This window comes from Verrucosispora sp. SN26_14.1 (assembly GCF_004307965.1).
Classification (GTDB): Bacteria; Actinomycetota; Actinomycetes; order Mycobacteriales; family Micromonosporaceae; genus Micromonospora.
Window position 1 is genome coordinate 1 of the sequence record NZ_SISL01000093.1, and the last position, 16,942, is coordinate 16,942.

14 protein-coding genes and 1 riboswitch are annotated in these 16,942 nt (G+C 71.5%); of the genes, 5 read left to right on the forward strand and 9 right to left on the reverse strand.

The features are described from left to right. The 3 genes from EYA84_RS11595 to EYA84_RS11605 form a co-directional block, all read left to right on the forward strand. The coding region (locus EYA84_RS11595) for a S8 family serine peptidase (RefSeq protein WP_131053049.1) at nucleotides 1-1,803 on the forward strand (1,803 nt) is incomplete at its 5' end. 51 nt (nucleotides 1,804-1,854) lie between these two features. Then, nucleotides 1,855-2,796 carry a GNAT family N-acetyltransferase gene (locus EYA84_RS11600; RefSeq protein WP_131053050.1) on the forward strand — a complete coding sequence of 314 codons (942 nt, stop codon included), beginning with the start codon at nucleotides 1,855-1,857 and terminating at the stop codon, nucleotides 2,794-2,796. Nucleotides 2,797-2,865: 69 nt separating this feature from the next. Beyond that, nucleotides 2,866-3,108 (forward strand): hypothetical protein, encoded by a 243-nt coding sequence (locus tag EYA84_RS11605; protein ID WP_236145715.1) that lies wholly within the window; start codon nucleotides 2,866-2,868, stop codon nucleotides 3,106-3,108. A 53-nt stretch (nucleotides 3,109-3,161) separates the two neighbouring features. Here the strand turns inward: EYA84_RS11605 and groL are convergent, their stop codons facing one another. From groL to EYA84_RS11620, 3 genes are all read right to left on the reverse strand, one after another. Next, the gene (gene groL, locus EYA84_RS11610) at nucleotides 3,162-4,784 is read right to left on the reverse strand and encodes a chaperonin GroEL (protein WP_131053051.1); all 1,623 of its coding nucleotides are present in this window, start codon (nucleotides 4,782-4,784) and stop codon (nucleotides 3,162-3,164) included. Nucleotides 4,785-5,057: 273 nt separating this feature from the next. Further along, nucleotides 5,058-6,134 (reverse strand): hypothetical protein, encoded by a 1,077-nt coding sequence (locus EYA84_RS11615; protein ID WP_131053052.1) that lies wholly within the window; start codon nucleotides 6,132-6,134, stop codon nucleotides 5,058-5,060. Nucleotides 6,135-6,265: 131 nt separating this feature from the next. After that, entirely contained in the window at nucleotides 6,266-6,466 is a 201-nt protein-coding gene (locus EYA84_RS11620) for a cold-shock protein (protein ID WP_131053053.1), read from the reverse strand. A gap of 211 nt (nucleotides 6,467-6,677) precedes the next feature. On the opposite strand from EYA84_RS11620, the gene EYA84_RS11625 reads away from it, so the two are divergent. Further along, nucleotides 6,678-7,208, forward strand: coding sequence for a GNAT family N-acetyltransferase (locus EYA84_RS11625; RefSeq protein ID WP_131053054.1), 531 nt, complete (start codon nucleotides 6,678-6,680; stop codon nucleotides 7,206-7,208). A gap of 576 nt (nucleotides 7,209-7,784) precedes the next feature. Here the strand turns inward: EYA84_RS11625 and paaN are convergent. The 4 genes from paaN to EYA84_RS11645 all read right to left on the reverse strand — a co-directional run bounded on the left by paaN (nucleotide 7,785) and on the right by EYA84_RS11645 (nucleotide 12,886). Further along, the gene (gene paaN / locus EYA84_RS11630; protein ID WP_201272368.1) at nucleotides 7,785-9,458 is read right to left on the reverse strand and encodes a phenylacetic acid degradation protein PaaN; all 1,674 of its coding nucleotides are present in this window, start codon (nucleotides 9,456-9,458) and stop codon (nucleotides 7,785-7,787) included. Nucleotides 9,459-9,510: 52 nt separating this feature from the next. Beyond that, entirely contained in the window at nucleotides 9,511-10,530 is a 1,020-nt protein-coding gene (locus EYA84_RS11635) for a GNAT family N-acetyltransferase (protein WP_131053056.1), read from the reverse strand. Nucleotides 10,531-10,812: 282 nt separating this feature from the next. Further along, a complete protein-coding gene (gene thrC, locus EYA84_RS11640) occupies nucleotides 10,813-12,099 on the reverse strand; it encodes a threonine synthase (protein ID WP_131053057.1) in 1,287 nt (428 codons plus the stop codon). 9 nt (nucleotides 12,100-12,108) lie between these two features. Continuing rightward, a riboswitch (SAM riboswitch) is annotated at nucleotides 12,109-12,244 on the reverse strand. A gap of 192 nt (nucleotides 12,245-12,436) precedes the next feature. Then, nucleotides 12,437-12,886, reverse strand: a complete 450-nt coding sequence (locus EYA84_RS11645; protein WP_131053058.1) for a DoxX family protein — start codon at nucleotides 12,884-12,886, stop codon at nucleotides 12,437-12,439. Between the two features lie 402 nt (nucleotides 12,887-13,288). On the opposite strand from EYA84_RS11645, the gene EYA84_RS11650 reads away from it, so the two are divergent. After that, nucleotides 13,289-13,975 (forward strand): DUF4232 domain-containing protein, encoded by a 687-nt coding sequence (locus EYA84_RS11650; protein ID WP_131053059.1) that lies wholly within the window; start codon nucleotides 13,289-13,291, stop codon nucleotides 13,973-13,975. Here EYA84_RS11650 and EYA84_RS11655 read toward each other — a convergent pair. Both EYA84_RS11655 and EYA84_RS11660 read right to left on the reverse strand, forming a co-directional pair. Further along, the gene (locus tag EYA84_RS11655; protein ID WP_131053060.1) at nucleotides 13,965-14,864 is read right to left on the reverse strand and encodes an ABC transporter permease; all 900 of its coding nucleotides are present in this window, start codon (nucleotides 14,862-14,864) and stop codon (nucleotides 13,965-13,967) included. The two genes, EYA84_RS11650 and EYA84_RS11655, sit on opposite strands and share 11 nt — an antisense overlap. Continuing rightward, a partial coding sequence (locus tag EYA84_RS11660; protein ID WP_131053061.1) for an ATP-binding cassette domain-containing protein occupies nucleotides 14,864-16,942 on the reverse strand: 2,079 nt, incomplete at its 5' end. The genes EYA84_RS11660 and EYA84_RS11655, both read right to left, overlap by 1 nt.

Sequence of the window (16,942 nt, forward strand, 5' to 3'; positions counted from 1 at the left end):
GAACTGCTGGACGCCCGCTTCTGGGGCCACCACGAGGTCGGCGAGCCACCCCGACCGGCCCGGCTGGTGCTGCTCGGCGGGCTGGTCGCCGGCGTGGTGCTGCTGCTGGTCGGCGCCGGTACCGGTCAGTCGGGTGCCCAGTTGCCGCTGCTGCTGACCCTGCCACCGGCCGCCTTCGCGCTGGCCGCGCTGCGGGCCCTGGCCCGGCGTGCCGACCGGCGGCACGGTCGCCTCCCCACCGCCTGGCTGGTCGGGCTGGGCGTGTTCGGTCCGCTGGCCTTCACCGACCCGGAGGAGGTCACCCTGCTCCTGTCGGGCAGCCGGGACATCCCGTTCTGGGTGGCCGTCACCACCGGCGCCGGGCTCCTCGTCGCGCTGCTGCTGTCGGCCGCGTACGCGGTGGTGCTGGCCCGGCCCTCGGCGCGCCCGCCACGCCGGGCCACCGCCTGGACGACCGCCGTGGTGATGCTGCTGACGGTCGGCGTCGGTGGCGTCGTCGCCGGCCAGCCCGGGCTGCACGGGGAACGGTTGTTCGTGGTGCTGCGCGAGCAGGCCGATCTGACCGGTCTGCCCGCCGGGGCGGGGAAGGCAGGTCGGGACGCCCGCGCCGAGGAGGTCTACCGGCGTCTGGTCGACACCGCCGAGCGGACCCAGGCCGACCTGCGCCGGGACCTGCGCCGGCTACGGCTGGACCACACCGCCTACTACCTGGTCAACGCGATCGAGGTGGACGGCGGGCCGGTGGCGCGAGCCTGGTTGTCGACCCGACCCGAGGTGGCGAAGGTCCTGGTCAGCCAGCGGCTGCGTCCGCTACCGGTGCCGGACGGTACGACGCGCGGCGACGCGTCCGCGCCGACCGGCCCACCCTGGAACATCACCATGATCGGTGCGGACCGCGTCTGGTCCGAGCTGGCGGCGACCGGCGCCGGGGTGACGGTGGGGAGTTCGGACTCCGGAGTGGACGGTGGACATCCGACCCTCGCCCCGGGTTTCCGGGGCGGTGACGACTCGTGGTTCGACCCCTGGAACGACACCCGTACGCCGACCGACCGCAGCGGGCACGGCACCCACACGGCGGGCAGCGCCGTCGGGCGGGGTGGTATCGGTGTGGCACCGGGGGCGCAATGGGTGGGCTGCGTGAACCTCGACCGCAACCTGGGCAGCCCCGCCGCGTACCTGGACTGCCTCCAGTTCATGCTGGCGCCCTTCCCGCCCGGCGGCGACCCGTTCGCGCAGGGGCGCCCGGCCCGGGCCCCGGAGATCCTCACCAACTCGTGGGGCTGCCCACCGATCGAGGGCTGCGACCCCCGGGTGCTGCTGCCGGCCGTCGACGCGCTGGAGGCCGCCGGGATCCTGGTGGTGGCCGCCGCCGGCAACACCGGCCCGTACTGCCGGTCCATCCAGGACCCGCCGGCCCCGTACCCGGACGTGCTGACGGTCGGTGCGGTGGACGAGCGGCGGCGGGTCACCGACTTCTCGTCCCGGGGACCCACCCCGTCGGGCGTGAACAAGCCGGACCTGGTGGCGCCGGGCGCGGACGTCCTCTCCGCGATGCCCGGGGGCGGTTACGCCACGCTCGCCGGTACGTCGATGGCGACCCCGCAGGTGGCCGGCGTGGTGGCGTTGATGTGGTCGGCCAACCCGGACCTCGTCGGTGACCTGGACCGGACCCGGCGGATCCTGCGCGAGACGGCCACCCCGATCGACGCCCCGACCGGCTCCGGCAACTGCGGCGGTACGGCGAACGTGGCCGGTGCCGGGCTGGTCGACGCGTACGCCGCCGTCGAGGCCGCCCGGGACTGACGCCGGACCACGGACTGACACCGGACTCGATGTGATCTAGGGTCGGCTGCCATGGACGCGACCACCATCGCCGAGTTGACCGTCGAGCGGGCCGCCGAGGTGGTCGAGCTCTGTCGCCGGGCGCTCGACCTGCCGGAGGACGCGGCCGAGGCGGAACCGCTCGTGGCGACGCTCTGGCACCGGGCCGCCGCCGACCGGCCGGTGCGGGTGTTCGGCGCGTACCGGGGTGACGACCTGGTCGGGGTCCTGATCGGATCGCACTCCGGCGAGGCGGGGCACGTCGACCTGCTGGCCGTGCACCCGCGGGTACGCCGTCAGGGCGTGGCCCGGGCCCTGCTCGGGCACGCCGAACGGGCGCTGGCCGAGTCGGGCGCGGTCGAGATGGTGCTCGCCGGCAACCCGCCGTACTACGGCTGGCCCGGCATCGACGTCCGCTACACCCCGGCGATCTGTCTCGCGCTCGCCCTCGGCTACCGCCAGGACCGCACCGCGTGGAACATGACCGCCGACCTGTCGTCCGACTCGTCACCGGCGCTGCGCGCCACCGAGGCGGCCGAGGCCCGGCTGGCCGGGCAGGGCGTGACGGTACGCCGGGCCGAGCCGAGCGACCTGCCGGCGCTCACCACCTTCGCCCGTACCACCTTCGGCGGGGCGTGGGACGGCGAGCTGGCCGGTTCGGTGGGTCGCCCCGACGCCGGCTGCCATCTGGCCGAGCGCGACGGCGAGCTGCTCGGCTTCGCCGCGTACGGATCGTCCCGGCCGAGCTGGTTCGGGCCGATGGGCACCGTCCCCGCTGCCGAGGGGTCCGGCATCGGCGGCGTCCTGCTGCGGCGCTGCCTGCGGGACCAGCGGACGGCCGGCATCGAGTTCGCGCAGATCGGCTGGGTCGGTCCGGTGCCCTTCTACTCGCGCAGCGCGGGTGCCCGGATCGAGCGGGTCTTCTTCCTGTACCGCAGGGCGCTCGGCAGCCCGAACGAGTCAACCGGCGCATAGGCGCCGATACCACCGTTCACCCTCCCCGGTCATCGACGCCCCCTACGGTTTTGCGTAGAGGAGGCAGCCATGACCACGGATGACGAGCAGACCCGGGACACCCTGGCGGTGCCCTTGGTCGCGGTTCCCGAACTCCCGGCCCAACTGCCGATCGACCGGCTGGACTACGGCGACGCCGAGCAGTTGGCGGAGATGACCGGGGCAGCCGAACCACCCGAGGAGCCGCTCATCCTGGTCGACGAACCGGCACCGCACCGCCCACCGTACGACCGGGCGCAGCAGCGGCGCGACGAGCGGCCGCTACCGACATAGGAAAAGGGCGGACCGCTGACGCGGCCCGCCCTTTCCGGCGTGTGGAGCTGGACTCAGAAGTCCATGTCCCCGCCACCCGGACCAGCCGGGGCAGCCGGGGTCTTCTCCGGCTTGTCCGCCACGACGGCCTCGGTGGTGAGGAACAGCGCGGCGATCGACGCGGCGTTCTGCAGCGCCGAGCGGGTCACCTTGGCCGGGTCGATGATGCCCGCGGCCAGCAGGTCCACGTACTCACCCGACGCGGCGTTCAGGCCGTGACCGGCGTCGAGGTTGCGGACGCGCTCGACGACGACGCCACCCTCCAGGCCGGCGTTGACGGCGATCTGCCGCAGCGGGGCGTCCAGCGCGATCTTGACGATCTGCGCGCCGGTCGCCTCGTCGCCGGCCAGGTCCAGCTTGTCGAAGGCGGTCTTGCCGGCCTGCACCAGCGCGACACCACCACCCGGGACGATGCCCTCCTCGACGGCGGCCTTGGCGTTGCGGACGGCGTCCTCGATGCGGTGCTTGCGCTCCTTGAGCTCGACCTCGGTGGCCGCGCCGACCTTGATCACCGCAACACCGCCGGCCAGCTTGGCCAGGCGCTCCTGCAGCTTCTCCCGGTCGTAGTCGGAGTCGCTCTTGTCGATCTCGGCCCGGATCTGGTTCACCCGGCCCTGGATCTGCTCGGCGTCACCGGCACCGTCGACGATGGTGGTCTCGTCCTTGGTCACCACGACCTTGCGGGCGCGGCCCAGCATGTCGAGACCGGCGGCGTCCAGCTTGAGGCCGACCTCCTCGCTGATGACCTGACCACCGGTGAGGATGGCGATGTCGGTCAGCATGGCCTTGCGGCGGTCACCGAAGCCCGGCGCCTTGACGGCGACCGACTTGAAGGTGCCCCGGACCTTGTTGACCACCAGGGTGGCCAGGGCCTCGCCCTCCAGGTCCTCGGCGATGATCAGCAGCGGCTTGCCGCCCTGCATGACCTTCTCCAGGATCGGGAGCAGGTCCTTGACCGACGAGATCTTGCTGTTGGCGATCAGGATGTACGGGTCGTCGAAGACGGCCTCCATACGCTCCGGGTCGGTCATGAAGTAGGCCGAGATGTAGCCCTTGTCGAAGCGCATACCCTCGGTGAGCTCCAGCTCCAGCCCGAAGGTGTTGCTCTCCTCGACGGTGATGACGCCTTCCTTGCCCACCTTGTCCATCGCCTCGGCGATGATCTCACCGACGGTGTTGTCACCGGCGGAGATGGAGGCGGTGGAGGCGATCTGCTCCTTGGTCTCGACGTCCTTGGCGAGCTTCAGCAGCTCCTCCGAGACGCTGGCCACGGCGGACTCGATGCCACGCTTCAGGGCCATCGGGTTGGCGCCGGCAGCCACGTTGCGCAGACCCTCGCGAACGAGAGCCTGGGCCAGGACGGTCGCCGTCGTCGTGCCGTCACCGGCGACGTCGTCGGTCTTCTTGGCGACCTCCTTGACCAGCTCGGCGCCGATCTTCTCGTACGGGTCCTCGAGCTCGATCTCCTTGGCGATGCTCACACCATCGTTGGTGATGGTGGGGGCACCCCACTTCTTCTCGAGCACGACGTTGCGGCCCTTGGGGCCGAGGGTCACCTTCACGGCGTCGGCGAGCTGGTTCATGCCCCGCTCGAGGCCGCGGCGAGCCTCTTCGTCGAACGCGATCATCTTGGCCATACGGCGTTGTCCTCCTGGACACTCACGGACCAGCCGGGGTGTGCCCCGGACGGGCCGTCTGGTGTACGCACCTTGGGACGTCGCCACCTGGCGACGGCGACGTCTCCTCGGCCGGGCCGGATAGCCCGCGACGACCGGCCACTGCCCCGCCCGAGGTGATCCCCCGGGTGCGACGGTGGCCCCACCGTCCCGACCAACTGGCACTCACGCCATGCGAGTGCCAATGACTTGTTTAGCACTCTGCCCTGCCGAGTGCAAGCACGACCGCCGTGATCAGCCGAGTTCATGGGCCAGTTGGGCGTCGTTCACCGGCCCCTCGTGTCCCCGCTGCTCGGCGTACGTGACGACCAGCCCGACCAACTGGGCAAGCTGGCCCGGCAGGGTGAGCAGCGCCGCCAGCACCGTCACCACGACCGTGCCCGCCGTCACAGTCCGGGTCTCCATCGGGCCGGTGCCGATCAGCAGCAGGCCCACCTGCTCGATCGCAGCCGCGACCAACGACACGGCGATCACCGCGCCGATCACCAGCGCCAACCGGCCGAGCAGCAGGCCCAGGCGCTGCCGCAGCATCTGGTGCGAGCGGCCGATCGGGTTGTCCCGCTCGAACAGGTAGACCGGGCCGACCATGGCCAGCGCGAACACCGCGTAGATGCCGGGCAGGAAGCAGAGGCAGAGGCCGAACAGCACGATCATGCCGAACAGCAGGGTCCACCCCCAGAGCCCGAGCGCCCGCCGGACCCCGTAGCGCATGGCCGCGCCCAGGTCGACCGGCGCACCGGCCGCCTGCCGGGCGATCACCCAGGTCCCGGCCGCCCAGCCCACACACTGCACCAGGCTCGCGATCAGACCCGCCCCGAAGAGGCTGCCCACCCACACGAGGCTGTCGGCCCAGAATCCGGAGGGCAACGCGCTGCTGTCGTCGGCGAGCTGCTCCTCCCAGCGCGCGGTGGGGTCGATCACCAGCGCGAGCACCGCCAGCACCACCGCCGGCAGCACCTGGGTCAGCAGGACGATCGGCAGCAGGAGCGACCAGCCCCGGCGGAGCGCGCCGACACAGCGCGCGTACCAACCACCTACACCGGCACCGGGCGGATTCACCAACGGGCTGGCCGGGTCGAGGCCGTACCCCGGTTGCGGGTACCCACCGTAGGGCGACGTCGGATATGGCTGGCCCGGGTAGGGCTGGCTTGGATAGGGCTGGCTTGGATAGGGGGCGGTCGGGTCGACCGGTGGCCGCCCGTCACCCCGATCGGGCTCGTTCGCCGGCGGGGTCGGCTCGTTCGCCGGCGAAGGCCGGGCCGGCTCGTCGGGGGACGAGGACGGACCCGCCGGGGGCGGCTGGTCGGACATGGACGCTCCTCAGCGATGGCTGGATCGGCCCATGATCTTCCCTGGTCGGCCCCGGCGCCGCTGCCCTGCACCGGCCACGATCCCATAACCCCACCCGAGGATCAGCCGGCGAGGTGGACGCGGCGGGTGACTCAGATGGCGCGTACCCGCTCGGCCTGCGGGCCCTTCTGGCCCTGGCCGATCTCGAACTCCACCCGCTGGCCGTCGTCCAGCGCCTTGTAGCCGTCCATCTCGATCGCGGAGAAGTGAACGAAGACGTCCTGCCCGCCGTCGACGGCGATGAAGCCGTAACCCTTCTCGGCGTTGAACCACTTCACGGTGCCCTGTGCCACGGTGTTGTCCTCACTCTGCGCGGCGTACCACAACTCCGGGCACCGGCACGCCGAACACCCGGAGACCACCGGTTTCAGCGATCCGCGACGACCCCGAAAAACGGTGACCGAAATCGCACGGTACACGAGGCGTGACGACCGCGCACGACCACAAATCGGGCATATTCCGACTGACGGCATCGCCGTACGTCATTGTGGTAAGCATGCCGACATGACCAGCGCCATCGACGAGACCAGCACCCTGCGGGCGGACGTCCGTCGGGTCGAGCCGGCGGACGCCGCCCGGATGCGGGCCCTCCGTCTGGAGATGCTCGCCGACGCCCCGCTGGCCTTCCTGGAGACGATCGCGGAGGCCGCCGCCCGCCCGCACGCCGAGTACGCTGCCCGCGTCGCCCAGGTCTCGGCCGGCACCCACACCGCCCAGTTCGTGGCGGACCCCGGTGGCCGACTGGTCGGGCACGCAGGTGGCGTCGCCCATCCCACGGAACTCGCGGTCACCGTGGTCTACGCGGTCTACGTCACCCCGACGTGGCGCGGCACGGGCCTGCTCGCATCCCTGATCGACGCGGTCGGCGCCTGGTCACGGGAGTGCGGGCGGCAGGAGCTGATGCTCGAAGTCGTGGTGGGCAACGACCGTGCCTACCGCGCCTACCAGCGGATCGGCTTCGCCGACACCGGCGTACGGGTGCCGCACCCGACCGTCCCCGCCCTCCGCGAACTCCAGATGCGCCGCCGGGCGTAGTGGGGGCGGGGTGGGGATTTCCGGGCAGCCCACCCTGCTCCGGGCGGTCAGGCTTGATCCCGCCGCAGGGTGGGCTGCCCGGAAACCCGACGTGGTCCGGCTGATCGGGTGGGCCTGCCCTCGGATCGGACCGACCCACTCCCCTCGCCCTGCTCGGTAGCGACGGTCGCGGGCTGGCCAGGGTGTCCGGCGGATGCGGCGGGTGCCAGGTCTCCCGCGCCGCCTTTGCTCTGCTTCAACCCACGCAACGAACAGGGCGATTCGTTCCTCCTGGCAAATGCCGCACTGGCAAAGCTATGACAATTGACCAGAACCGGTGCGTTCTCCCGAAAGTATTGCGTGGAGTGAAGCAGAGCAAAGGCGGCAAGGCGCAGTACCGCCGCCCACCGTCCGCCTCCGCACCGCACCGCACCGCACCGCCCAAGCTCAACTCAGCTCATGCTCCAACGGTGACCCAGCAGGGTTCCGGGGCAGCCTGACCCGCGCAGGGATCAAGCCTGACCGCCCGGAGCGGGTCAGGCTGCCCCGGAACCCCCACCGTGAGAAGACCCGCCCCCCCCACCGTGAGCAGCAGACCTAGGCGTGCCGCCGACTCTGCACGATGCGGAAACGGTTGGCGACGTACGCCCCGTCGGTGAGGGCCGAGTTGGCCGCCGCGTTCGCCCCGCTGCCGTGGAAGTCGGAGAACGCCGCCGACTGGTTCACGAAGACGCCTCCGGTGAGGTTGCCGGACAGGTGCACTCCGACCTCGATCGCGGCGTTCTCGGCGGCGTCCAGCACCGCCTCGTCGGTGGAGTAGACGGCTGCCGTGAGCGCGCCCTTCTCCCCCACGGTCGCCCGGAGGATGTCCAGGCTGTGCGTGGTGGAGTCGGTGGCGATGGCGAAGGAGATGGGTCCGAACCACTCCCGCGAGTAGGTCGCGGTGTCGCCGGCGTCCAGCTTGACGACGGTGGGCGTACGGACCACCGCGTCCGGGAACGACGGGTGCGTGACGGTACGCGACTCCAGCACCGGCGTACCGACCTTGGTGACCTCGTCGAGGCGGTCCAGGACGCCGTCGTTGACGATGGCGCCGGTCAGCTCGACCCCACGCGCCGGGTCGGCGGTGAGCTTGCCGACGGCGGCGGCGATCCCGGCGGCCACCTCGTCGAAGCTCTTGTGTCCCTGGTCGGTGTCGATGCCGTCGCGGGGAATGAGGATGTTCTGCGAGGTGGTGCACATCTGGCCGCTGTAGAGCGTCAGGGTGAACCCGAGGTTGCGGCACATGCCGGCGAAGTCGTCGGTGGAGTCGACCACCACCGTGTTGAGTCCGGCCTTCTCGGTGTAGACCGCCGCCTGGCGGGCGTTGGCCTCCAGCCAGTCGCCGTACTCGGTGGAACCGGTGAAGTCCACGATCTTGACGGCCGGGTGCAGGGCCAGGGTCGAGGCCAGCTTCTCGCCGGGCGCCTCCGGGGCGAGCAGGACCAGGTTCGGGTCGAAACCGGCCTCGGCGAGCACCTGCCGGGCGTAGCGCACCGTCACGGCCAGCGGGAGCACGGCGCGCGGGTGCGGCTTGACGACCACCGGGTTGCCGGTGACCAGCGACGCGAACAAGCCCGGGTAGGAGTTCCAGGTCGGGAACGTGTTGCAGCCGATGACCAGGGCGACTCCTCGCGGCACCACATGGAACGTCTTGGTCATCCGCAGCGGGTCGCCCTTACCGGCGGCCTTCTCCCAGGCGGCGGTCCCCGGATGCCGGGTCATCTCCGCGTACGCGTAGGCGACGGCCTCCAGCGCCCGGTCGAGCGCGTGCGCGCCGCCGGCCTGGAAGGCCATCACGAATGCCTGTCCGCTGGTGAACTGCACCGCGTTGGCCAGTTCGAAGACGTTCTTGTGCAGCCGGTCGAGGATCTCCAGGCAGACCCCGACCCGCGCCTGCGGCCCGGCGTCCCGCCACGCGGGCAGCGCCGTGGACGCGGCGGCGACGAGCTGTTCGGCGGTGGCGTGCGGGTAGCGGACGTCCAGCGGGACGCCGAAGGGGCTGGTCTCGGTGGCGACCTGGTCGCCGTCGCCCGACTGGTCGAGCGGGAAGTCTCCACCCAGGTACGCCTCGAATGCGGCCTTGCCGTCGGCGGCTGCGGTCTCGCCGTACACCCGGGGGCTGGGTGATTCCGGGTAGGCGGACCAGTACCCGCGCTCCGTGATCGCGGTCAGCGCGCGGTCGAGGGTCTCGGCGTGCCTGTCGTACAGGGGGTGCGGGGTCTCCGTCATGCCCGCCATCATGCAACAGGAAGCCCCGCGATCAGTAGGGGCGTGTCACAGCTCAGACGTCGAGTTGCCAGTTGCTCCAGCGATCCATCACCCGGAAACCGAGCTGCTCGTTGATCGTGATCATGTGATCGTTGCTGTCCGCGTTGAAGGTGTCGATCACCTGGATCGCGGGTTCGTGGGCGAGCAGGTGACGAAGGTTCTCGATCTTCGTGAGCAGGCCGAGGCGGCGGCCCCGGTGCTCCGGGTCGACGATGGTGATCTGTTGGAAGGCGTGCCAGTCGGCGGTCGGTGACATGTCGAGCAGGGTCCAGGCGACCAGCCGACCGGACTCCTGATGCCGTACGCCCGCGTGGTAGCGCCGCTTGCCGCGCGCTTCGAGCGCCCGCTCGGTGCCGCGTACCCGCTCCGCGTCGACCTGCTCGGGCTCCCATGCCAGGTCACCCATGGGCGCGTCGGCCAGCAGCCGCCCGTCCAGGTACGCGACGTCGGCGATCAGATCGTCCGGCGTACCCCCGCGCCAGAACAGCACCTCGTAGCCGGTTGCCCGGGATCGTGCGTCGGCCAGCAGCGCGTCCAGGGCGGCCTGGTCCAGTTCGGCGACGTGCAGTCGCCGTCGTACGTCGGCCAGGGCGTCGACCGCGCCGACGGTGGCGGCGAACCGGGCGGCCGGGGCGGGGTGGTCGGGATCGTCGCGCAGGTGCGCCCGGCTCAACGCACTGACCCGTTTCCGCCCGCGCTCGCGCAGTACGCGCAGGCCGCGCTCGAACAGCGCCCGACCGACCCCCCGGCTGCGATGGTCCGGGTGCACGACCAACTCGCCGGAGGCGTTCTCGGTGTTGTCGAGTTGCGGCAGGTCGAGCAGCAGGTAGCCGGCCGGGGTGCCGTCGGCGTGGGCCAGCAGGGCGAGGGTCTCGGTGCCCGGCATCGGCTGGTGGAACAGCGAGGTGAACCGCTGCCGGCTGAACGGGGGGTAGTCCGGCAGGTCGGTCGCGGTGTAGTCGGCACCGATCCGGTACGCCTGTTCGATGGCCGACTCGTCGTCGGGACCGAAGGAGGTGATGGTGATGGCCATCTCCGCAGCCTGCGGGACGACCGACGAAGGGGCCAGCGATTATTCGCCGGCCCCTTCGGAAAGCTTGGTCGGGAGGGACGATCGCACAACGCCTCCGGCGCTGGGTCGTAAAGACTGAAAGTCTACGGCGAAACGCCCTCCCGCACGAAGCATCTTGCGCCGCCCGGTTCCTGCCGTCAAGTACTCGACGGCGTGTTTTCCGCACTCACCGCTAAAAGCCCGTTACCCGGCGGATCGGTCGGCGTGCACCATGCCACTCGGGCGACGGGCTCGCGGTGTGTCTCAGCCGAGCAGGCCGGCGTCGCGGGCGGCCCGCAGCGACGGCTTGATCCGGTGGGTCGGCCCGACCTCGCCCGCGACCGCGTCGAGCGTCTTGAGCCCCTCACCGGTGTTGTAGACCACCGTCTCCGCGGTCGGGTCCAGCTTTCCGGACTCGACCAGCTTGCGCAGCACCGCGACGGTCACCCCGCCCGCCGTCTCGGCGAAGACCCCGGTGGTACGCGCCAGCAGCCGCACGGCGGCACGGATCTCGTCGTCGTCGGCGTAGTCCATCCAGCCGCCGGTCCGGCGTACCGCCTCCAGGGCGTACAGGCCGGCCGCCGGGTCGCCGATGTTGAGCGACTTGGCGATCCCGGTCGGCTTGACCGGGGTGATGGTGTCACCGCCGCCGTGCAGGGCGGTGGCGATCGGGTTGCATCCGGCCGACTGGGCGCCGAAGACCTTCCACCCGCCGGCCGGCGCCTCGACCAGGCCGATCTCGACCAGTTCGCTGAACGCCTTGTCGACCTTGGTGAGCAGCTCACCGGAGGCCATCGGGATGACCACCTGGGCCGGGATCCGCCAGCCGAGCTGCTCGGCGACCTCGTAGCCGAGCGTCTTGGAGCCCTCCGCGTAGTACGGCCGGACGTTGACGTTGACGAAGGCGGTGTCCTCGAACTCGTCGGTCTCCACCAGCTCGCCGCAGAGCCGGTTCACGTCGTCGTACGAACCGTCGATGGCGACCAGCTCGCCGCCGTAGACGGCGGTGGTCACGACCTTGCCCTGCTCCAGGTCGCTGGGGATGAACACCACCGACGGGGTGCCGGCGCGGGCCGCGTGGGCGGCGACGGAGTTGGCCAGGTTGCCGGTGGAGGCGCAGGCGAACCGGGCGAAGCCGAGCGCCCGGGCGGCGGTCAGCGCGACCGAGACGACCCGGTCCTTGAACGAGTGGGTGGGGTTGGCGCTGTCGTCCTTGATCCAGAGCGGGCCGGTGATGCCCAGCTCGGCGGCGAGCTGGTCGGCGGCGACCAGCGGCGTGAAACCGGGGTCCAGGGTGACCCGGGTGGCCGGGTCCTGGCCGGCGGGGAGCAGCGCCGCGTAGCGCCAGATGTTCTGCGGGCCCGCCTCGATCTGCTCACGGGTCACGGTGGCGAGGGCCGCCGGGTCGTAGTCGACCTCCAGCGGGCCGAAACACTCGTAACAGGCGTGCTGCGCGGCCAACGGGTAGCGGGCGGAACAGGCGCGGCAGACCAGGGCGCGGGCGGGGCTGGCGGTGGTGTCGATCCCGGTAGGGGCGAGCGTCGACGTCATGTCCGAGTCCTCTCATCTTCCCCCACATCGCACCCTGCGGCGGGGACGGAATTGGCACCTGCCCCACGGGACGCTCAGCGATGAGCGCGCGGGGTGGTTGCCGGGGCGTCTTCGGGCCGTATCCCTCAGCCCCTCTGGATGAGGTATTCAGTTGTGCCGCCGAGTCTAGGCAATCCCGCCGCGCTCGTCAGCGTTCGATCTCAGCCTGTGAGCGATTCCTCACCGCCGCCACCACCCGCGCAAGCGCGTCGACCCTGGATCGGGCAGCCCCGGCAGCGCCGGGTTGACCTGGTCCAGGGTCGCGCACGAGCGTCGGTCGGTCACCGCACCGGCCGGGTCAGGCCGGTACGGACCTGCGTTCGGCCGCCTTCAGGTCCAGTGCGGCACCGTTGCGCTGGCGCAGCAGGTTGTCCAGCGCCCAGCTACCCGGGCCGAGCACCGCGATCAGCAGGAACGACCAGCAGAACAGCACCGACAGCTCGCCGTGGTTGCGTAGCGGCAGCAGCGCCTCGGGCTGGTGGACGACGAAGTAGGCGTAGGCCATCGAGCCCGACGCCACCAGTGCCGCCGGTCGGGTGAAGAGACCGAGGAGCACGAGGGCACCGCAGACGGCCTGGATCAGCGCGGCCCACCAGCCCGGCCAGGTGCCGAGCGGGACGGGTTCACCGCTCCCCCGGGCACCGCCGAAGACGCCGAACAGAGACGACAACCCGTGGCAGAGAAACAGCAGGCCGATGACCATGCGGAACAGGGACAGGGCCGGCCCGCCGAACCGGTCAGTACGCATTCCGGAACCTCCATTGTGGATGGACGAGGGCAACCAGAATGCGGGACTGATAAATATTTGTCGATGCAATCTCTTCCTTTGGGAACGCTCCCACATCGATGGTAGCGACTGGAACTCCCGAGGGAACCCCCTTCGGCGAAGATCATTTCGATCACCCTCCGTAACGACTCCCTGTACACCCTGGACATCTGACGGCAACAAGTCGCGGTCATCCGATCCGGGGCCGCGCGCCCACCCGGGTCCGGAAGCGGCCACCGTCGTCCCACCAGCCGGTACGCGGGGCGGTCCCCGACCGACCGGAAAGCCGTCCCGAAGCGCCCACCTCGCCACCCCGACTGCCCGCCGAACGATCGAGGACCGTGATGCGACGATGGGCCGATGCGAGAAATCCACGGGGGATCGATGCCGGATACGACCACGAGACGCGGCGACGGAGGCCGGGCCTACCGGCGTCCTCGGCTCGTCGCGCTGCTGACCGCCGTCGCGCTGCTCGCCGGCTGCGCACCGACCGACGCGTCCGGCAACGTCCCGGGTGACGGACCGACGGAGCAGGCCGACCCGGCCACGAGCCCGACCACGGCCGGCCCGGACGCGCCGGAGGTCTGCCCCGAATCGGGGGTACGGATCCGCTACCTCGGCGTCAGCGCGGCCATGGGGCTCCGGGCGATGGGCGTGGAGCTGGTCAACTGCGGCGACCGCCCGTACAAGCTGCGCGGCTATCCGGCGCTGCGTCTGTTCGACGGCGAGGGGGCACCGATCACCGTCCGGGTGGTCGAGGGGGCGGCCGGGATCGCCTCGGGCTTCGACGACCCACCCCGGCCGCTGGTGCTGGCACCGGGCGCCACGGCCGGAGCGGCCGTGATCTGGCGCAACCTGGTCGACGATCCGACCGTGGTCGCCACCGACGCCGCGCGGGTGGAGATCGCGGCGGCCAAGGGGCAGCCGGGGCAGGAACTCGACATGGAGGGGCCGATTGACCTCGGCAACACCGACCGGATCGGAGTCAGCGCCTGGAAGAAGCGGACGGGCCCGACGCCGACGCCCACCGAGTCGGCGGACGACGGCGTCGACGCCGCACTCAGCTGGTGATGTCCTTGCGGGTGAAGCGCCAGAAGGCGAGCCCCCAGAAGAGGGTGGCGTAGCAGATCGCCGAGACGGCGCCCCGGACGATGTCGTCGGTCTGCACCGGCGTGGAGAGCAACCCCAGCCAGGCGGTGCTGTAGTGGGTCGGCAGGAACGACCGGATCGCGCCGAGCGCGGTGATCTGGTCCAGGATGCTGGAGAGGATCCACAGCAGCACCGCACCACCCACCGCGCCCAGCGCGGCATCGGTGACCACCGAGAGCAGGAACGCCAGACCGGCGACGACCAGCAGGACGACCGCCAGGTAGCCGAGCACCGCGAGCAGGCGGAGCAAACCCTCGCCGGGTTCGAGCTGTGCGGCGACCGTGCTGCGCAGCGGCGACCAGCCGTACCGCAGGGTGCCGATCAGCAGGGCCGTACCGGCGAGCAGCACCAGCGCGAACGCCGAGTAGGCGAGCGCCACCAGCAGCTTCACCGTCAACAGCCGGGCCCGGGGCACCGGCACCGCCAACAGGTAACGCAGGCTGCCCCAGCTCGCCTCGCTGGCCACCGTGTCGCCGCAGAACAGCGCCACCACCACGACCAGCAGGAACGAGGCGGAGACGAAGATGGTGAACAGGGTGAAGTTCAGTCCGCCGGAGGTGGCGAACGAGACGAGGCTGCCGAACTCGCCCCGGCCGCTGTCGTCGTCACCCGAGTCGAACTGGAAGGCGATCAGGATGATCAACGGCAGCAGCACCATGAAGCCGAGCGCCAACTGGGTACGCCGCCGCGCCGCCTGACGGCGGAACTCGGCGCCGAACGGCAACGTCCTCGACGGCCGGTAGCCGGCGGCGGCACCCGACGGAGCCACCCCGGACTCCTCCCGCGTCGGCTGCACGGTCGATCCCGCCATCACCGGTCCCCGCTTCCCCGAGAGTTCTCGCCCACCAGGGCGAGGAACGCGTCCTCCAGGCGGCGCCGGGGCACCACCCGGTCCACTCCGATACCGGCCCGTACCAACTCGGCGACCACCTCGCTGCGCGCGGTGCCGTTGGTGTCCACCACCAGGTGCCCGTCGGCGTCGTCCAGCACCCGTACGCCACCGAGGTCGTTGAGCACGTCCCGGGCCGCGGTCGGGTCGCTCACCTCGAACAGCACGCTGGGCGAGTCACCGACGATGTCCTCCACCGGCCCGGAGGCCACGATCCGGCCCTTGTTGACCACCACGGCGTGGGTGCAGGTCTGCTCCACCTCGGCGAGCAGGTGACTGGAGACCAGCACCGCGCGCCCGTCGGTGGCGTACCGCTGAAGCACCCGGCGCATCTCGGCGATCTGTGGCGGGTCCAGCCCGTCGGTCGGCTCGTCGAGCACCAGCAGCTCGGGCAGGCCGAGCATGGCCTGGGCGATGGCCAACCGTTGCCGCATCCCGTGGCTGTACTTGCGGACCCGCCGGTGCACCGACGAGCCCAGACCGGCGATCTCCAGCGCCTGCTCGAAGTGTGCGTCGGCCTCCGGCCGTCCGGTCGCCCGCCAGTACGCCCTGAGGTTCTCCAGGCCGGAGAGGTGCGGCAGGAATCCGGGCCCCTCGACGAGAGCGCCGATCCGGGAGAGCACCGGCGAGCCCGGCACCAGCCGGTGCCCGAAGACGTAGATCTCCCCGGCGGTCGGCTGGGTCAGCCCCATCAGCACCCGCAGGGTGGTGGTCTTGCCGGCGCCGTTGGGCCCGAGCAGGCCGACCACCTGACCGGGGTGCACCTCGAAGTCCACCTCGGAGACTGCCACGAAGCCGTCGGCGTACTCCTTGCGCAAGTGGCGCACGGCCAACGGGGTGTCCGCGTACTCGGGATGGATCGAGGTGTCCTGGCGGCGGTGCCGCAGGCGCAGCACGGCCACGAGCACGACGAGCCCGATCACGATCGCGGCGATCAGCCCGACCAGCACCCAGCGCCAGAGCGCCGCCTCGGTGGGGATCGGGTCGCTGTCGACCGTCGGCAGGCTGACCGGTGTGTCACCGACCGCGACCGTGTACACGGCCGGCTCGATCGGGGTCGTGTAGGCCTGGTCCGAGGTGGCCACCACCAGCCGGAGCCGGTGCCCGGCCTCCACCCGGTGCACGATCGCCGGCAGGGTCACGGTGACCGGCGCGGCGGCGTCGACGGTGGCCGGCAGACCGCTGAGCCGGATCGGCGCGATGAGTCCGCTGGGCAGGGTGGCCGCCCCCTCCGGGTCGACCACGTAGAGCTTGGCGAAGAGGACCGCCTCGCCGCTGCTCGACGCGGCGCGCACCGACACGGTGGGCGCGCCGACGATGTCGACCGCCTCGGTCAACGGCTCGGACTCGAACCGGGCGTGCTGCCCGGGTATGTCACCGGCCACCCCGCTGAGCAGTGAGCTCAACGAGCCGGCGAACGGCACCGAGGAGATCGCGGCGGGGTTGCCGCCGGGCGGGTTGGCCACCGGCTGGGGCGGCCCGGCCACGGTCACCTCGCGGCGGGCGTCGCCGCCGAGACCGGGGTAGTCGTCGGTGCGGTATCCGGTGGCGACCAGCCCCCGGTCCATCGCGTCGAAGCCGGCGATCCGGGAGAAGGTGAAGGTGTCGCCGGGCGCGTCCCCGGTTCCCGCGACGTAGTGGTCGAGCCACTGCGCGGTCAGGAACTTCACCCGGTCGGAGTCGGTCTGCGGGCCGGAGCCGCCGTCGTGGCCGCCGGTGAACCAGGCGACCCGCACCGGGGTGCCGTTGGCGGCGATGCCCCGGGCGTTGGCGTCGGCCTCGCCGAGCGGGAAGAGGGTGTCCGCCGCGCCCTGGACCAGCAGGGTGGGTGCCTCGATCCGGTCCAGTACGCCGGCCGGGCTGGACCGGCGTAGCAGGTCGACGGCGGCCTGGTCGGCCTGACCGGTGGCGGCGATGCGCAGGTACGCGGCGCAGACGTCGGAGGCGAAGCGGCCGCAGGAGGGGTCGGGCAGGCCGCCGGCCATCGGGGCGCCCGGCGC